A 16851-nucleotide genomic window follows, 5' to 3' on the forward strand; every position below is an offset into this window, starting at 1 on the left:
AAGCAAAAGTGAATAAAAGGGTAAAAGCGGCAGGAAAGGAAAAAAATAAGCTTAACAAGCCTGTTCTTTAAATAGGCATCAAAAAATATCTAAAGACAGGTTGGTGTTAATGAATGAAGCAGCGGCAACAGTTTACCTTCCGGTTATACCTTATATTGCCATCTGTTTTAATTATAAATTTTTCTTTAAACTGGAATCAGGCTGGGCTTGCTGCTGTAAAGGATAGGAAGTTTCATCCAAGGAAAAGGTAGCTTTAGTCATACCAGAATGCACCTGTTTATTTTGAGTTACCGATTTGCTGAATGCAGCCTGAGAAGTGTTTTGAGATAAGGTGCTGGCATAGGAAACGGCCGGATCGCTTTCTTCCGGTGACTGTAAACCATAGATCCATATCACACCTGTTAATAAAAGAAAAGGAGCAATTATTTTCATCCGGTGATTAAATCAAATTTTTATTCCAACAACAAGTGGCGTATTTATCCAGATAACCTGAATAGATCGGCCCAAAATCCTTTTTTAAATTTTATTAATTCAGCAGCAGTATCTATTCCAATTATCCCGAATTTTAAAATCTTATAAAGATAAAATTTACACGGCTATTACGGGTTAAGCTACTATTAACAGATGGTTATGATTGGGTTAAGTAAAGGTTTAAATCAACGGTCTTACGAAATCATTATTTGTTACACTATTAAATAAAAAAGCTACCCTGGGGTAGCTTTTTTATTTAATAGTGTAACGGATTACTCCACCAAAAGCTTTATCTGTTGGTTACCAGTGCCTGATTTTACTTGAATCAGATACAGGCCAGCTTTTGTAATTTTTGCCAGCGATATTTCGGCGTTGGCTTTTCCTTTTCCATCCGATACTGCGCTTTGGTTTAGTAGTGCCTGGCCTGAAATATCGTATAAAGTAAGTTGTATTTCTTCGTTTTGCTTCAGATTATCTAATTCTAGTGTGACTTTCGAGCCAGGCTTATTTGGATTAGGATAAGCGTTTAACGAGGCGGGACTTTTGCTTATAACTTCCAGGCCAGATTGATTGTTGGTTACTATTGCGGCCGGGACTATTTCTGACTGGATTATTACAAAATAATTATTGAGGGTACCCGCTGCTGGGGCTGCCCGGTTACCGCCCATTGTAATTTTGCCTGGCGCAAACTGTTGGCGGTACAGCACCAGATGTTTGTTTTTAGGACTATTAATATCAACTTGGCTGTCTACTTTTTGCCAGTTGCTTAACCAGGCCGGCAAGGTTGTTCCCCGAGAATCGTAAGCCACGTATACCGTTGCGGCACGGTTTAAATAGAAAGAAAATACGCTGTCGGAGGTGTTACTCTTATCGTCGTTGGGTACCTGAATAAAGGTGGCATTTTGTAAAAATTCCGGCACAGTAAGCGCCTGATAAGTCCGGTCGGTATACACCTTAGCGCCGGACTTTAAGGTACTGATGGCATACCGGCGCGACGTAGTGCTTTGGAGTTGCGTTACCAGCGAATCTATTACGGTAAATTTTACGGTTAAAGTTGGTCCGGCTAAACCTTTGCCTCCCGCCAGGCTGTAAGGCGTTACTTTTAACGTATAAGCCCCCGGTTTGGGTGCCCAGGCTGTATATTTATTGGTCCGGGTGTCGCCGAATAAGGCGTACGGCATTTTATTTTCTAATTGAGAATGAGTTTGCGTACCGCTTAATTCAAAAACGACACTGCCCACGGTATCAGGACTGGTGGTTGCCCGAATGCTTAAGCGGGAAGTAGCCAAAGCTGCCAGGTTAACGGTATCGTTGGCGGTTAAAGGTTTTATATCGGCGTTGTTGGTGGTATTTACCCAGGTAAGTTGCTTTATTGATTGGTCAGAAACGGGAACACCGGAAATAGTAGCTTTTACGCCTTTGCCCCCGGTATAGTAAATTTTACCGTCAATAATTGCTCCAACTCCGCCCCGCATAATCATGGGTAAACCGGATAGTTCTGTCCAGGTATTGGTGGCCGGAGTATAAGCCGATACGCGCCGGGTACCTTTGGTAAAGGCGTATTCGCCGCCTAGCACCAGAATCTGGTTATCCAGCACTACTACCGACGAAGAAATGTGCGCAATACCGGGTGTGCCCGCAGGAGCCGGAATGTCGGCCAGACGGGTCCAACTATCCGTAGCTGGGTCATAGACGTGCACTAATTTGCTGGATACGGAGCCTTCGTCGTGACCGGTTTGTCCGGCGATAAAATAAATTTTGCCTTGGTAAACCGCTGAGCCGGCGTGCTGCCGCGGACTAGGCAAGGGAGCCAACGTATCCCAACCAGCCGCTAGGTTACCCAGGTCTAGCACGTAATGGTCGCCTAAATCAATTTGCAGTTTACGGTCGGTGCCGGCAATGTAATGCAGTTGGCCGTTCAGGTATTCCAGTTGCCCGGCGGCACTTACGCGGGGCAAATCCGGCAAGCGCTCGTACCGGTTTTCGGCCACCACGTACTTCCAAACTTCGCTGGTGCCTAAAATCTGCCCTTTACCAGAAGCATTGGCCGTATAGCCGCCCGCAAAGTAAATGTCCGTTTGGTCGGTGGTGAAGCCGGCGTGGGTAATGCCCCCGTACTTGGTACCATTCATGGGGGGCATAGGCGCAATCGGCGACCAGGTATTAACCTTGGGATCGTACACGTAAGCCCGGCTGGTAGGCGTAAAGCCTTTGAGCGCATCGAAACCGCTAAAGGTATACCACTTATTATTTACTACTTCCCCCTGGCCTTCGTAAAAAATGTAAGGCTGGTTAGCCGCCGAGCTCCAGGTAATTTTATTTAGCAGGGCTTCTCCGGTAGCTTGGGTAACGGCTACGGTAACTGTAGTTTCGCTCGTTTGGTTAGCGGTATTGGTGGCCTGTACGGTAAGTTGGTAGGTACTTTGGGTGTGGTAGTTTAATTTTTTGCCTAATTTTAGGACACCCGAAACAGCATCCAGGGTAAAAGTCTGGTTGGTATTACCGTTGGTTATCGTGTAAATTAAGGTTTCGCGGGCGGCATCCGTGGCTTTTACTTTTCCAATGGTAGTGCCGGGAAAAATGTCTTCCGATAAGCTAAATACATACTTTTCCGGGGTAAAAACCGGTGCCGATGCCGCAAGCCAGGTAGAGTAATGCGCTGATCCGGAAGTTACAATATGGTTGTTTGCTTTACTAAGAATAGCGGCGGGTACTGGTGCTGCGCTGCCCCAAAACCAGCAAAGTAAAAGTAAAATTTTTAAAAAAATACGTTGCCGGAGCACAACCAAAGCAGTAGATGTTTTTTTCATAAACTGATTTATAAAGTGGTACTTGTTATAAGTAAAAGCCTATAATTTGTTGCATTTTATGCTATTATAAACAACGGGTTACAGAACAAAAGAGCCGCAAGTATAGATGCCGGTATTCTCAACCAATATTTATGATGGGAAAGCAGGAAGTATAGAATAAGCTGATAATGGAGCAGCTAAGAAATGGGTATGTTTCGATGATTCACCTAAAATGGGATGAGGGTAACTGCAAAGCTTCCGGGCAACTTATTACTTTAAAAATCGTTTAAATAAATATAAATTTTCTAAGATAAAATTAATTATAAATCTAAAATACGCATACACTATGAAGCGGTTATTAACAGAAAGTAAAAAAGTAGTACTGGTTTTAACCGCCATTTTTATTTGTAATTCCTGCGCCAGAAACCCAGTTACGGGCAAAAGAGATTTTTCGCTGGTTAGCAAAGATCAGGAAATTGCCATGGGGCAACAAGCCGACCCGGAGGTGATTGCGCAGTTTGGCTTGTATCCATCCGAAGCTTTGCAAAACTTTATCAACCAAAAAGGGCAGCAAATGGTAGCCGTGTCGCATCGGCAAGATTTAAAATACCAGTTCCGGATTGTGGATTCGCCGGTAATCAATGCTTTTGCCGTGCCGGGTGGTTACGTGTATTTTACTCGGGGCATTATGGCCCACTTTAACAACGAGGCGCAGTTTGCCGGGGTATTGGGTCACGAAATCGGGCATATTGCGGCGCGGCACTCGGCCCGCCAGCAAAGCAAAACCATGCTGGCTCAATTAGGCTTAGTGGTGGGCATGGTAGTATCGCCGGAGTTGGCCCAGTTTGGCGAACAAGCCCAGCAAAGTCTGGCTTTGCTATTTTTAAAATTTGGCCGCGACGATGAGCGCGAATCCGACCGATTAGGCGTGGAATATTCTACCAAAATTGGGTACGATGCCAACTACATGGCCGATTTTTTCCGGACCTTGCAACGCCAACAGGAGCAAAGCGAGGCCGAGCCTATTCCGGATTTTTTATCTACCCACCCCAATCCCGCTGACCGCTACCAAACCGTGAAAGAATTAGCCGCTGATTGGCAACAAAAAACCAAAGCCAAGAACCTGCAGGTAAACCGGAATACTTACTTAAAATTAATTGATGGCCTGGTGTACGGCGAAGACCCGCGGCAAGGCTTTGTGGAAGCCAACGTGTTTTACCATCCGGAGTTAAAGTTTCAATTTCCGGTACCAACCGGCTGGTTGTACCAAAATTCGCCAACCCAGTTTCAGATGGCCGAAAAAGAAGGCAAGGCCTTACTGGCTTTAACCTTAGCGGGCGGTAAAACTTTAGAGGAGGCCGCCCAGCAAACCATGCAAAAATATTCTTTGCAAGCCCTGGAGTCGAAGAAAGTTACTGTTAATGGGTTTCCGGCTTTGGCGGTAGTAGCCGATCAACAAGCCCAGCAAGATCAGCAGCAACAGCAACAACAACAAACTGCTACCATACGCACCTTAACGTATTTTATCCAGGATGGCGCTTCGATTTATAGTTTAATGGGTATTTCGGCGAAGCCAGATTTTGAAACTTACTTTACTACGTTTAGCAACACCATGCAGCAGTTCCGGAAACTAACCGATCCGGCCCGGCTGAATAAACAACCCGAACGTGTTCGCATTAAAACCATTGCCAAAACTACTACCTTGGCCGAGGCTTTGCGCCAAAACAAAGTAACCGATAATCGCTTAACCGAAATGGCCATTTTAAACGGCATGGAACTGCAAGACCAGGTAACCGCCGGCACGCTGATTAAAGTGGTACAGTAGAAAAAATTTAAAAAATGCCTAAAAAGCAGAAGCGTAATTGATGGTTTAATAAACAATTAAGGTTTTTAACCTCGGCTATTTAAGTTAAAAACTACAACAACAAGTAGCTGGAAACGCTGATTTTACGAAATAGCTTTTAAATAATTTAAGCCTTTTTGGGTTATAATAAAGGTTTGCTTCGGCGATTGCGGATGCCGTGGATCGGTATAATTCAAATACCTTTCGTTGATCATCTTCACAATGTACTTTTTATAATTCTCGTAGTTTTCTTCTACTCCAATGTGGTTTAAAATGGCGCAACGCGATTGCGCTTCCCGGCAGAACTGTAAAATATATTTGCGGTATTTATCAAATTGTTTTTGTTCCGCCGAAAGTAAATGATTCGTGTATTTGTGATAATTATTGAAATTTAAGTTCATCAGAGTAAGCGCTTCCCGTTGTTTCATCTATAATAAAAAACGAAAAACTTAATCCAGGGTTTTGCACTTATCCGGAAAATTGTTGTGGTTAACCCGCGGTGTTACTACTATTATATTGGAACTCAAGTAGGTTAAAAACAAAATCTTAAGCCGGAATAAACTAAGCCAGTAAGCACAAAATGCCATAAATCTAAATAGGCTGGAACGTAGAGAAAATTTAAAAATCTAGAGCTTTCCTTAACCCGGACTTTGTTTTTAAAAAAGCTGTTTTCGCGAGGCTGTAGCAGATTATATTTTGTTGATATTTTCTTGATGATGCGCATTTATAATGCACTAGTAAATTAAAAAATACTGAAAAATCAGTATTGAAACTGCTTTGCCGGCCACCTACCTTAGTCTATTCAAAATAAAAAAACAGCGCACCTGTCTGTCGTATTTGCTTTTTTTTACTTAAGCCCATGCGGGTACAGTTTAATTATAATTTTAAAAAAGCCGGTGTATGATTGATAATGCATTAAAGGTAATTGCCAACGAAGTAAACCGGTACATTGTGCGCAAACTGGACCCTGACCGCGACCCGACTTCTACGAAACGGATGATGATTGGCAACGTGGCAAAAGCTCAGGAAGGCGATGCCGGGGGGGCGCGGGCCGATTCGTCAACGGCGCCGGGTTTGCTTACCCTGGTAAACCTGGAAGAAGAAAGAAATGCCCGGAATCCCAACAATTACGTGAAACTGAACGACAAGATTGAATACCGCAACCCCAAGCTGTACCTTAATTTGTATTGTTTGTTTTCGGTGAACCATAGCTCCTACGAAACGGCCTTGCAATACCTTTCCTTAATTCTGCAATGCTTCCAGTACAAAAATGTAATTACCGCCAAAAATACCCCGTCGGATAACGGATTGACCCTGGACCCCAAAATAGAAAAATTAATCCTGGATATGGTATCGATGAACGCCGAACAGGTAAATCATTTATGGGCCACGTTAGGGGGTAAGTATTTGCCTTCGGTATTATACAAAGTGCGCCTGATAACCATCGAAGAAGATCTGGCCGACATGCAAGCCGAGCCGGTTTCGGGCATTTACATCAACCACGCAACCGAATAAATTTAAAAAAATGGTTCGCAATTACCACCGTTTTTTCTCGCTCAATTTATATCATGAGTACTACCTTAACCGGAAGTGCCCGCACCTGGACATAATACCTACCCCGGATTGTCAAATGCTTTTCCGGCGCCTGAACATGCACGGCCGCCAAATAGAAAACCAATATGTAGCCTTAATCGGAACCAACGAAGCACAAGATCCATTTATCAATTTCGGCCAAATTAAATTTTACCGTGCTGATTATGGCCAATCTATTTTCCGGTTTTATGTAAGCCTGAAAGATCCGGTTTTTTTAAATTATACCAATTTACAGCCCACGCCGCGTAAAATATTTTACTTCAGCAACCGGGCGGCTAACTTCCAGAATAATTATTTGAATTTAACTGTTCCTCTGGAAGAATATACCACGAACAAATTGTACCAACCCGGCAAACTCGTGCGCGATGGTAAAACGGGCCAGGTGTACGAAGCCAACAGCAAACACCTAAGTAAGAAAAAAACCGATCTGAATGATTTAGCATTGTGGGCACCCAAAGGTTTGCCTTACCTAGGCACACCTGTTGCGCCGCTACAAACCGGCAAAAACTACCAACCCGGCGATCTGGTTACTCACGAAGACCAAATATGGGAAGCTGTCCGTCAACATATTTGTAGTAACGGGGCGCAGTTAAAAGATGCCAATTTTTGGCTAAACCGCGGCACCGGCCAACTGCAGTATCCTACCGGTAACGACCAGATTGATTTTAGCAATGGCAATTACCTGGTTACTTTACCGGAACCCGTTAATCAGGCCGAAATCAGTATTCTGGGTTTTAACTACCATCCGGAAAACCCGGCCTACGATGTGCCCGTCAGTTTGCCGCAAACGCAGCATTTTAGTCAGCCGGTAAGCCAAGTAAACGTTCAATTAAATCAACTGCCAGCCGGTAAATACCAGATTGTGGTAAATAAAGAAACCGTGCCGGTTTACTACGATCCTAATTTGCCTAACGGGAAAGTTTTAGGTGTAATCGAAATTTTTAATTTTTTACCCGGCGATAATCCATACGCTTTGCTCACCGACGAAGAAAAATTTAAAATCCCGGCTTACAGCATCTTCTTCCCGACGCGCCGCGTTTTATGGAAATACATCCGGAAAGACGACCGTGCCCAAACTATTACGGATACCGGCCACAACCAATATCAGTTTGATTTAACCGGCGATGCGTTTATATCTACCGTTCCCATTCCTTTATCGGAAGGGGTAATTAAAACCCTGAAGCTAGAATTTAATACCTCTGATTTTAAGCTAGCGCCTTTGCCTAATCCCTCAGGGCAACGTTTTAGCAAATGCCACCGCGACGACTACGATTACATCTGCTCCGAAATGTATTTAAACTACTAAATTATTGCTAGAATGTATTTTAACTAGCTAATGGTAAATCAATAATTTTTAAATTTTAAAATTTCACGGATGAGCTACCTAAGAATTTAAAATAAAGATGTTTTCCTCTGCCGAAAAAACCGTAAAACCTGCCGCTGCTTTGCAACAGAAAGCTGCGGGCACCTCTTTCTTCCGGAAGGCAGGGGAGGAAGGTTTTTTCCAAAAGGAACCGGCTCAACAAGAAAATACGCGCTTTTTTCATCCATCGGTGCAGGCCAAGTTAACGGTAAGCCGTCCGGATGACCCACAGGAAAAAGAAGCCGATGCGGTAGCCGACCAAGTAATGCGCCTACCCGAACCCGTAGCAAGTACTTTGAACAACCCGGAGAAAAAAGAAGAAAAACCTTCCCGGAAAGAAGCCCGGGAAGTACAGGCCAAATCAGAAACTTTACCTATTCCGGCCAAAGAAGAACCTGAACAAAAACTGGCCGCCAAGTTAGCTTCTCCGGTACAGGTTTTAGCCCGGCAAGTGGCTAATCAACAAGAAACTTTAGGTACGAAAAGCGATACCGTACCAATCTTACGCCGAAAGTCTCAATCCCTTTTTGCAAGTAATATTCTGCCACGAAATGGCCGCGGCTCCCCACCCATAGCAACTAATTTTGAACAAACTTTAGCGGCTTCTAAAGGAGGTGGCAGCGCTTTACCCGATGCTACCCGGCAATTTATGGAAAGCCGGTTTAACGCCGATTTTAGCAGCGTGCGCATTCATACCGGTCCTACGGCCGAAAACCTGAGCAGCATCATCCAAGCGCAAGCTTTTGCGAATGGGCCTGATATTTACTTTAACCAGGGTAAGTTTTCGCCGGATTCAACTTCCGGGCGCACCTTACTGGCCCACGAACTCACTCATACCATTCAGCAGGGGGCGAGCAAAGCCAACGTGTCCGCGCAAAAAATAAACTCTAATCCGGCTACTACTAAGCTGTCCAGGTCGGTATTGGGGCAAACTGCCGGGGAATCTTCTTATCAAACCAGAAGTACTCCTGAGCCCAGTACCGGAAATCAGCATTTTAAAATAAACCGGTTACCCAAAATCAATTGGATAAACGCGGATTCGCCGAACTCCAAAGCCTCGGTTCGGCAAACGCCATTAAGTAGCTGGCAAATAAACCCGCGAGGTAAGTTGCAGGTAGCCCCAAGTAAATCTGTTTTGGAATTACAGCATTTTCCGGAAGCTCAGGCGAAAACCGCACCACCTGTAAAAGCTGATTTTTTAAAAAATTCAATTTCCAGCCTACCCAAAAAAGCCGCGTCAGAACCACTATCCCCGGTAGAGGTAGATCGGTCAGTTGCCACAGGAGGTAAACCCATTTTACCAAGCACTGCCGTGCAATCCGGTAACACAATTGTTGCTCGTACTAGCGTACCCTTATCTTCTGGGCCGGCTAGTAACATAAGTTTACGGGCGCCTCCCGTAAGTTTAGTAAGCAGCTCTACTAAAGCAAAATCGGTGCAACGCGCCCTCTACGATGGCGCTTTAGCGCGGGTCAGTGAATTTTTAACTGATTTGCCCGGACTCGCTGATTTGGCCGATCCGAAGGGTTGGTTGTTGGGTAAGGTGCGCCAGTTTGCTTCGTATATTCCGGGTTACCGGGCGTTGGGCGTTATTCTGGGGCACGATCCCATTACGGGTCAAGAAATTCCGCGCAACGGACGCAACTTCCTGGAAGCCGGATTAGATATTATTCCGGGCGGAAACCTCTTAAAACAAAAATTAGAAGAACTGGGCATTCTGGAGCGGGCCGCCGCCTGGATTGATACCCAAATTGATACGGTTAAAGGCATCGTAGGGGGTGTCCGGGCAGAGTTTACGAATGCCTGGAATGCCATTGACGCCGGCAGCATTCTGGATGGCCCCATGGCCATCGTCCGGAACCTGGGTACTATTCTCGAAAGAGCCTTAAACAACATTATTGATTTTGCCCGCCGGGCCGCCGCCGAGTTGCTCGCCATTATTAAAAAATTCCTGCTCACGCACGTAGTCGGCTTTATTAAAGAACACACCAATGCTTATGAGCTGCTAAAGGTTATTCTGGGCCACGACCCCGTTACCGAAGAACCGGTAGCGCGCAACGGTACCAATATTTTAAATGCTTTATTGGAAATGGGCGGCGATGCCGGCCGGGAGCAGCGCAAGCAAATGCAGGAAACCGGTACTTTCCCGAAAGCTGTTGCCTGGATCGATCGCGGTATAGCGGTGTTTGGTAATTTATACGCTACCATCCGGAGCAATTTTGGCCAGATCTGGAATGTGGTTTCTATTGAGAGTTTGCTACATCCGGTAGCTACTTTTAACCGCATTTACGCCACCTTTGCCGCCCCGGTAAAACAGGTGCTGGATTTTGGGCGCGAAGCCCTGACCGCTATTCTGGGCTTTATTAAAGAAGCTTTAATGGTTCGCCTGAGTGCCTGGGCTAAAACCGTGAAGGGGTATAGCTTAGTAACCGTTATTATCGGCAAAGATCCGTTTACTAACCAGGTTGTGCCCCGCACCGTCGAAAACCTGATTCAGGGCTTTATGAGTTTGATGGACGGTGGCGAAGAACAGTTTCATCAAATGAAACAAACGGGCGCCATTGCCCGCGCCGAACAACGCGTACAAGCGGCCGTGAACCGCTTGAACATGACCCCGCAGTACGTCTTGCAGTTGTTCATCCAAATCTGGAATTCGTTTAGTTTTGCCGATCTGGCAAATCCGATTGCGGCTTTTCAGCGCATCATGGCCCGCTTTGGCGAACCAATTGGCCGCCTGATAGCCTTTGTGGTAGAAATTATCCGGATTGTAATTGATATTCTGCTGCAGGTCATGCAGTTCCCAACTGATCTTATCCAGAACATTGTGGCCAAAGCCATGCAGGCCATCGAGATGATTAAACGCGACCCGATCGGATTTTTAAAAAATTTGCTGCGCGCCATTAAAGAAGGTTTTTTGCAGTTCTTCGGCAACATTTTAACGCACCTCTGGAACGGCTTAAAAACCTGGTTCCTCTCGGAAGTGCAGGCCGCGGGCATTCCCATCCCGACCGATTTTACTGCAATGGGCATTATTAAATGGCTATTAGCCGTGCTGGACATTACCCGGGAAAAAATCTGGAAAAAGCTGGAAGAAAAGATTGGCAAAGAAAAAGTAAATAAAATCCGCCGCTTTATTGATAAAGCCGAGCAGGTAGCCAATGCCGCCGGCGAGGCTTACGAATTTGTGCAGGATGTGCGTAAACGGGGCTTTATGGTGGTTATCGTGGAAAAAATCAAAGAAAAGCTAACCAACGTGTGGGATCTGGTGCTCGACTCAGTGAAAAGCTTTGTTATGGATCAGATTATCAACAAGGCCATGCAAAAAGTACTCAGTATGCTGGACCCTACCGGTATTATGGCGGTTATCAACAGTGCCATTGCCTTGTACAGAGCCATTCAGAGCTTTATCCGGTACCTGCGGCAAATGCTGGAAATTGTTAACTCTTTTGTGGAGGGTACTTTAGAAATTGCCAAAGGCGCCACCAAAAAAGCCGCCAACTTCCTCGAAAACGCGCTGGGTCGTGGGGTGCCCATTGTAATTGGCTTCCTAGCTAACCAAATCGGCTTAAACTTAAGGGGCCGCCTGCGCGATGCCTTAACCACCGTGCGCCAAAAAGTAGATACCGGCTTAACCTGGCTGATTGATAAGTTGGTGACGATTGTGGAGAAGGTAATTTATATGGTGATGGGCGGAGATGCTAAACTTAAATCTGATGAACGCACTAATGAACAAAAGCTAAAAGATTTAGAAGGTGCCGTGAAAGAAAGTAATTCCTTGTTAGGTGAGAGGATTTTAGATAAAAGAATTAGAGATAATCGACTTCAATCTATCAAAAATAAATTTCGTTTAAAAGACCTTAAGTATGTAGTAGATGAACAAAAAGATAAAGGTGAAACAGTACACGTATATGCAGAGATTAATCCTGTAATTAATGGACAAAGGATGGAGATTGATTATGATCTGGTAGAAAGAGAACTAGAGTGGCCACCTTTGGTTTTAAGCTGGCATGAAGGTCGGGGCGGACATACCATAGAAAAACATACTGATCCCATAATCCCAGGGATTACACCAGCTACCCACTCAAAGGAACAAATGAATGAGATATATGCAACATCTAGGATATGGAATGAAAATACCGAAGATGCCCGTTCGGCCTGGAACGATCAACAAACTGCTATTACTACGATATCCAACGTTATTACTTCCAATAGAACTAATATTATTAAATGGCTAGTGTATAATGATCCGGATAATGAAAAAAATAGATTTAATTATCGAGGCAATCGGGCAAATGTTTTAGGAACTGGATTGATTAAAATAGATAACATCATTCATAAAGATGATGTTTGGCATGCCAGAATTATCTTAAAAAGATTAATTATTAATGGTAAGAAAAGCTTTTTCATCTTAACAGCTTACCCAGAATAAGTTGATTTTAAAATCAAAATAATGTTTACAACCGCTGAAAAAACCGTGAAACCCACAGCTGTTTTGCCACAAAAAGCTGCGGACACCTCCTTCTTCCGGAAGGCAGGTGATGAAGGTTTTTTCCGAAAGGAGGTGGCTAAACAAGAAAATGCGCGTTTTCTTCACCCTCCGGTGCAGGCCAAGTTAACAGTAAATAATCCGGATGAGCCGCAGAAAAAAGAAGAAAAACTTTCCCGCTTAAAAGAAGAAATAATACCAAAAAAAACTAATTCCCCGGAAGTAGCTGCTAATTTTAAGCAAAATTTAAAATTAGCAGCTATGTTATCGGCTTCGGTGCAAAGGCTGGCCCGGCAATCTGGGCGGGAGCAGGAAAGCTTGGGTAGTAAGTCCGATATACCTTCCTTTCTTTCCCGGGTTCCGCAACAGGCACATGCTCCTGCTGCACCCTTAGGTATTACCCATTTATTTCGAACATTAGGCGGTATGCCTTTACCCGCGGAAGCGCAGGAATTTTTTCAGGATTCGTACAGAGCTGATGTCAGTACTATCCAGGTACATGCCGATGCGGAAGCCGCGGCTATTTGTCGGGAGAAACAGGCAGTCGCTTTTACCCAAGGGAATCACCTTTACTTTGTACCGGAGAAATATGCGCCCGGAACCGAGGCAGGAAGCCAATTACTCGCTCAACAAGTTGCCGGATCTTTAAAACAATTGGGCATTCCAACTCCGGGTTTAATGAACCAGATTACGGCCAGTTGCCAGGTAGATAACTCCGTTACCGCACCAAATAAAACTACTCCACCCGAAGAGAAAACCTTGCCTTCCGCTTTAGATAAAAAGAAAACCGGAAATCTGGCGGCCGCTAAATCCGGGTCTAAAAAAGAAAAAAGTGCTGCGTTCCGGAAAAATAAGAAAAAACCTATTTCGGATGGCCCGGCTTTTAAAGCAGTAAAGCAAAATTTTAAAAAATCGCCCGCGCAACCCGGTGAAGATCCGGCATTTTTAAAAATAGTAGGTAAAGTTAAAGCCACCGCCAAAACCCAGAAGCAACACGAGGATGCCGGAGTTAAAGCCACAGATGCCCAAAAAGCCGCACCGGCAGTAGCAAACGAGGCGGAAAGCAAAGCACAAAAAAGAAAAACTGATGGTCTGGATGAAGCTGGAAAAATAGATAAAGCTTTTAACGAGGATGCTTTTAAAACAGAATTATTTAAAAAAATAGAGGAAATTACCCCTCAAACGCTGCAAGAGGCAACCGAATTTAAAGAAAACAACCGCATCGGGGAAGTAAAAAAGGCGATGGGCAAAAAAGTAGCTCAGGAAAAACAAAGTACTACCGCTCCGGTTGCGCAGGCAAGCGCCCAACCTTTAAAAATAAACGAGGAAGATCATAAAAAAACAGCGCCTTTGCCGCCCACACCCCAAGGCGCTGTTCCGGCAATGTTGGGTGCCCGGGAAGCGGCCCCTAAACCTAAATTAGCCCCGGAAATTTCGTTACAGGAGCAAAGCAAATCCCTGGACGAAGAAATAAAAGCGCACCAGGTAACCGAAGAGCAATTAATAACCAGCAACGAACCTGATTTTACAACCGCCTTGCAGGAAAAAAGAAAAGCCCAGCAAGATGCCATCGAAAAACCGCAACAATACCGCAAGCAGGAGGCATTATTAATCAACCAGGCACAAGCATCGGTGCAGCAGGATGCTGCGCAGGCTGTAACGGGCATGCACGCCAACCGGGGTAAAAACTTTACAGCCGTAGTACAGCAACAACAAACCACCAAGCAAAAAGACCAGGACCGCCGGGCTGCAGTAACTCAGGAAATCCAGGCAAAATACATTCTTGCCGAAAACAAGGTGAAAAAAGCGTTGGAAGAAGCAGAAACAGAATCGAACCAGCTTTTTGACGAAGGGGCGGAAGCCGCCCGGCAAGAATTTGAAAATACCGTGGCCGAAAAAATGCGGGCCTACAAAAAACGGCGTTACTCTGGTTTTTGGGGCAAGCTGCGCTGGGGCAAAGATAAACTGTTTGGCATGTCCGAAGAAGTAAATGCTTTTTACACGCAAGGCCGGCAATTATACCTGAATAAAATGGACCAGGTAATTACCCGGGTAGCCAACACGGTTACTACCAAACTAAACCAAGCCAAGCAAGCCATCGCCGAGGGTAAAAAAGCCATTGATGATTACGTGGCGCAATTGCCCCGGGATTTAGCTGCAGTTTGCAAAGAAGCCGCCGCTACTATTCAGGATAGGTTTGATGCCCTGGAACAAAGTGTAAACGATAAGCGCGACGCGTTAATTGAAGGCTTCGCCCGGAAATACGTAAATAATGTTAAAAAACTCGACGACCGCATTACCGAAATGAAAGAAGCCAACCAAGGCCTGATTGACAAAGCCATTGGTTTCCTGAAAAAAGTATGGCAAATAATTAAAGACTTAACCAATCTGTTTACCACCATTTTTGCCAAACTTGCTTCCATCATCGACATCGTGCTGAGTAATCCGGGTAAATTTTTCGCTAACCTGGGCAAAGCCTTTAGTCTGGGATTTGATAATTTTAAAAAGAACTTTTTAGGCTACCTCGAACAAGGTTTAATGGATTGGCTTAAAACAAATCTTGGCATCAATGGCCTGGAATTACCCCAGAAATTTGAGCCATCGGCGATATTTAGTTTGGCCTTGCAGGTTATGAGCATTACCAAAGCGCACATTCGCGAAAGGGCCGTGGCTTTGCTGGGCGAAAAAAAAGTAGCGCTACTGGAAGCTGGCGGTGGATTATTAGTCCGGATTTACAACGAAGGTTTTGGGGTACTCTGGGACATTATCTCGGAAAAACTTAGCGATTTTAAGGAAATAGTATGGGAAACGATTAAATCTTATCTGCAAACCCGGGTTATCGAGGCTGCTCTCACTTTTCTGCTGAGTATGCTTAATCCGGTCGGGGCGTTTGTAAAAGTTTGTATCGCTATTTACGATTTTTTAATGCTGTTGGTCCGGTTTAAAGACCGCATTATGGACTTGCTGGATACTATTTTAAATGCTGTTACCAACCTTGCATCGGGAGCGGTTGACGGGGCTGCCAAAGCCATTGAAGGAGCCTTTGCTAAATCGATTCCGGTAATTATTGGTTTTCTGGCGGCACTGTTGCGTTTAAATAATATTGCCGCCAAAATCCGGGATATTATTACGCGAGTAAAAACCCGGGTCGAAAAAGCCATCGACTGGGGACTTTTAAAAGCCGTGAGTGTAGTTAAAGGCGTGGGCGGAGCCGTGAAGTCAGGCGTGAAAAATTTAATGGGCTGGTTAAGCCGCAAAAAAACATTTGCCAGCGGCTCCGCTTCTCATACCATTTACTTTGCCGGTAACCCTGATAATCCGGAGTTAATGATTGCCACCACCCCTAAAACTTTTGAAGAAACCGTAGCCAATCGTCGGGCCGAAATTAGTAATGATGAAGCAATGGATAAGGGGCAGAAAAGAAATTATCGTAGAAAACTAACGGAGGCCGAGAAAACTTATAAGGCCATGAACGTTTTGAAAACAAATTTGCAACAGGCAACGGATGAACAAGAGAAATCTGGGCTGCAGCGGGATATTTTCGGGTTAGTAGATAAAATTATAGAAACGTTCGGGGAAGTGGGTGTAACGGAACACGATGTAAAACGCGAAGTACTAACGGCGCCGGTGCAGGTCGGTGATTTTGTAAAACAAGGCAGCAAAGAGTACGAAATTATAGCCCTGAACAATGCCGAACAAAGAGTAAAAGCTACCTACCTGGGTGAGAAAGGCGGCACGGCCAACTTTTTATACCTCGATTATGGCAAAACGTACAGCAAAATTCCGCAGCCTTCACAAATGCCCCTGGACAATAACTTCCTGCAATTAAACGCGCAATCTGCCTGGGATTCTTACGCTATAGCTAACAAAGTGCTGAATTACCGGAGAAGCGGATTTCAACTGAACAACGATGCTGCTTACCAATGGGAACATACCGTAGAGCACAGTACCTTACGGAGCGGCATTTTCTCGTCGCAGCAAGTTAACTCCGAGAAGAATTTAGCCTGGGCGCCTACTGCCATCAACCAGAACGTTGGCCGGATTTTCGGTACCTACGACCGCAGTCAACTGGATTTTCTGCCGGCTCATTTAAAATCAAAACTCAGCCGGCCCAATGCCGAAGGAGTGAACGAGCTGATCAGCATCCGGGAGTACTTGTTGCAGAGCCGCAATTTTGCGGAACACGAAGAATTTAAAAAAGCTTATTACCGCACAAAAGGTGTTTCGGTAAAACCTGGTACGCCACACGGCCGGGGCTATTATCAGGTATTGAGTTAAATAAATTTTTAAAAATTTAAATTTTTAG

8 protein-coding genes are annotated in these 16851 nt (G+C 44.8%); 5 read left to right on the forward strand and 3 right to left on the reverse strand.

Annotated features, from left to right (window positions below; translation table 11 throughout):
• Positions 1 to 171 precede the first annotated feature (171 nt).
• Both HUW51_RS18905 and HUW51_RS18910 read right to left on the reverse strand, forming a co-directional pair.
• Positions 172 to 432 (reverse strand): hypothetical protein, encoded by a 261-nt coding sequence (locus tag HUW51_RS18905; RefSeq protein ID WP_185271192.1) that lies wholly within the window; start codon positions 430 to 432, stop codon positions 172 to 174.
• Between the two features lie 311 nt (positions 433 to 743).
• Positions 744 to 3281, reverse strand: coding sequence for a cadherin domain-containing protein (locus tag HUW51_RS18910; RefSeq protein WP_185271193.1), 2538 nt, complete (start codon positions 3279 to 3281; stop codon positions 744 to 746).
• A 325-nt stretch (positions 3282 to 3606) separates the two neighbouring features.
• Here HUW51_RS18910 and HUW51_RS18915 point away from each other — a divergent pair, with 325 nt between their 5' ends.
• Positions 3607 to 5085 (forward strand): M48 family metalloprotease, encoded by a 1479-nt coding sequence (locus HUW51_RS18915; protein ID WP_185271194.1) that lies wholly within the window; start codon positions 3607 to 3609, stop codon positions 5083 to 5085.
• A gap of 122 nt (positions 5086 to 5207) precedes the next feature.
• On the opposite strand, the gene HUW51_RS18920 is transcribed toward HUW51_RS18915, so the two are convergent.
• Positions 5208 to 5531: a hypothetical protein gene (locus HUW51_RS18920; protein ID WP_185271195.1), complete on the reverse strand. Its 324-nt coding sequence runs from the start codon at positions 5529 to 5531 to the stop codon at positions 5208 to 5210.
• A gap of 472 nt (positions 5532 to 6003) precedes the next feature.
• Between HUW51_RS18920 and HUW51_RS18925 the strand changes: the two genes are divergently transcribed.
• From HUW51_RS18925 to HUW51_RS18940, 4 genes are all read left to right on the forward strand, one after another.
• Positions 6004 to 6618 carry a DUF4255 domain-containing protein gene (locus HUW51_RS18925; RefSeq protein ID WP_185271196.1) on the forward strand — a complete coding sequence of 205 codons (615 nt, stop codon included), beginning with the start codon at positions 6004 to 6006 and terminating at the stop codon, positions 6616 to 6618.
• A 10-nt stretch (positions 6619 to 6628) separates the two neighbouring features.
• Positions 6629 to 8002 (forward strand): hypothetical protein, encoded by a 1374-nt coding sequence (locus tag HUW51_RS18930; RefSeq protein WP_185271197.1) that lies wholly within the window; start codon positions 6629 to 6631, stop codon positions 8000 to 8002.
• 97 nt (positions 8003 to 8099) lie between these two features.
• Positions 8100 to 12488 carry an eCIS core domain-containing protein gene (locus HUW51_RS18935; RefSeq protein WP_185271198.1) on the forward strand — a complete coding sequence of 1463 codons (4389 nt, stop codon included), beginning with the start codon at positions 8100 to 8102 and terminating at the stop codon, positions 12486 to 12488.
• A 21-nt stretch (positions 12489 to 12509) separates the two neighbouring features.
• Complete coding sequence (locus tag HUW51_RS18940) at positions 12510 to 16823, forward strand: eCIS core domain-containing protein (protein WP_185271199.1); 4314 nt, start codon at positions 12510 to 12512, stop codon at positions 16821 to 16823.
• The last annotated feature ends 28 nt before the right edge of the window (positions 16824 to 16851 follow it).

This window comes from Adhaeribacter swui (genome assembly GCF_014217805.1).
Lineage (GTDB): Bacteria > Bacteroidota > Bacteroidia > Cytophagales > Hymenobacteraceae > Adhaeribacter > Adhaeribacter swui.

Coding starts and splice junctions, on each gene's coding strand:
- HUW51_RS18905 (WP_185271192.1), bottom strand. CDS start 432: ATGAAAATAATTGCTCCTTTTCTTTTATTAACAGGTGTGATATGGATC.
- HUW51_RS18910 (WP_185271193.1), bottom strand. CDS start 3,281: ATGAAAAAAACATCTACTGCTTTGGTTGTGCTCCGGCAACGTATTTTT.
- HUW51_RS18915 (WP_185271194.1), top strand. CDS start 3,607: ATGAAGCGGTTATTAACAGAAAGTAAAAAAGTAGTACTGGTTTTAACC.
- HUW51_RS18920 (WP_185271195.1), bottom strand. CDS start 5,531: ATGAAACAACGGGAAGCGCTTACTCTGATGAACTTAAATTTCAATAAT.
- HUW51_RS18925 (WP_185271196.1), top strand. CDS start 6,004: ATGATTGATAATGCATTAAAGGTAATTGCCAACGAAGTAAACCGGTAC.
- HUW51_RS18930 (WP_185271197.1), top strand. CDS start 6,629: ATGGTTCGCAATTACCACCGTTTTTTCTCGCTCAATTTATATCATGAG.
- HUW51_RS18935 (WP_185271198.1), top strand. CDS start 8,100: ATGTTTTCCTCTGCCGAAAAAACCGTAAAACCTGCCGCTGCTTTGCAA.
- HUW51_RS18940 (WP_185271199.1), top strand. CDS start 12,510: ATGTTTACAACCGCTGAAAAAACCGTGAAACCCACAGCTGTTTTGCCA.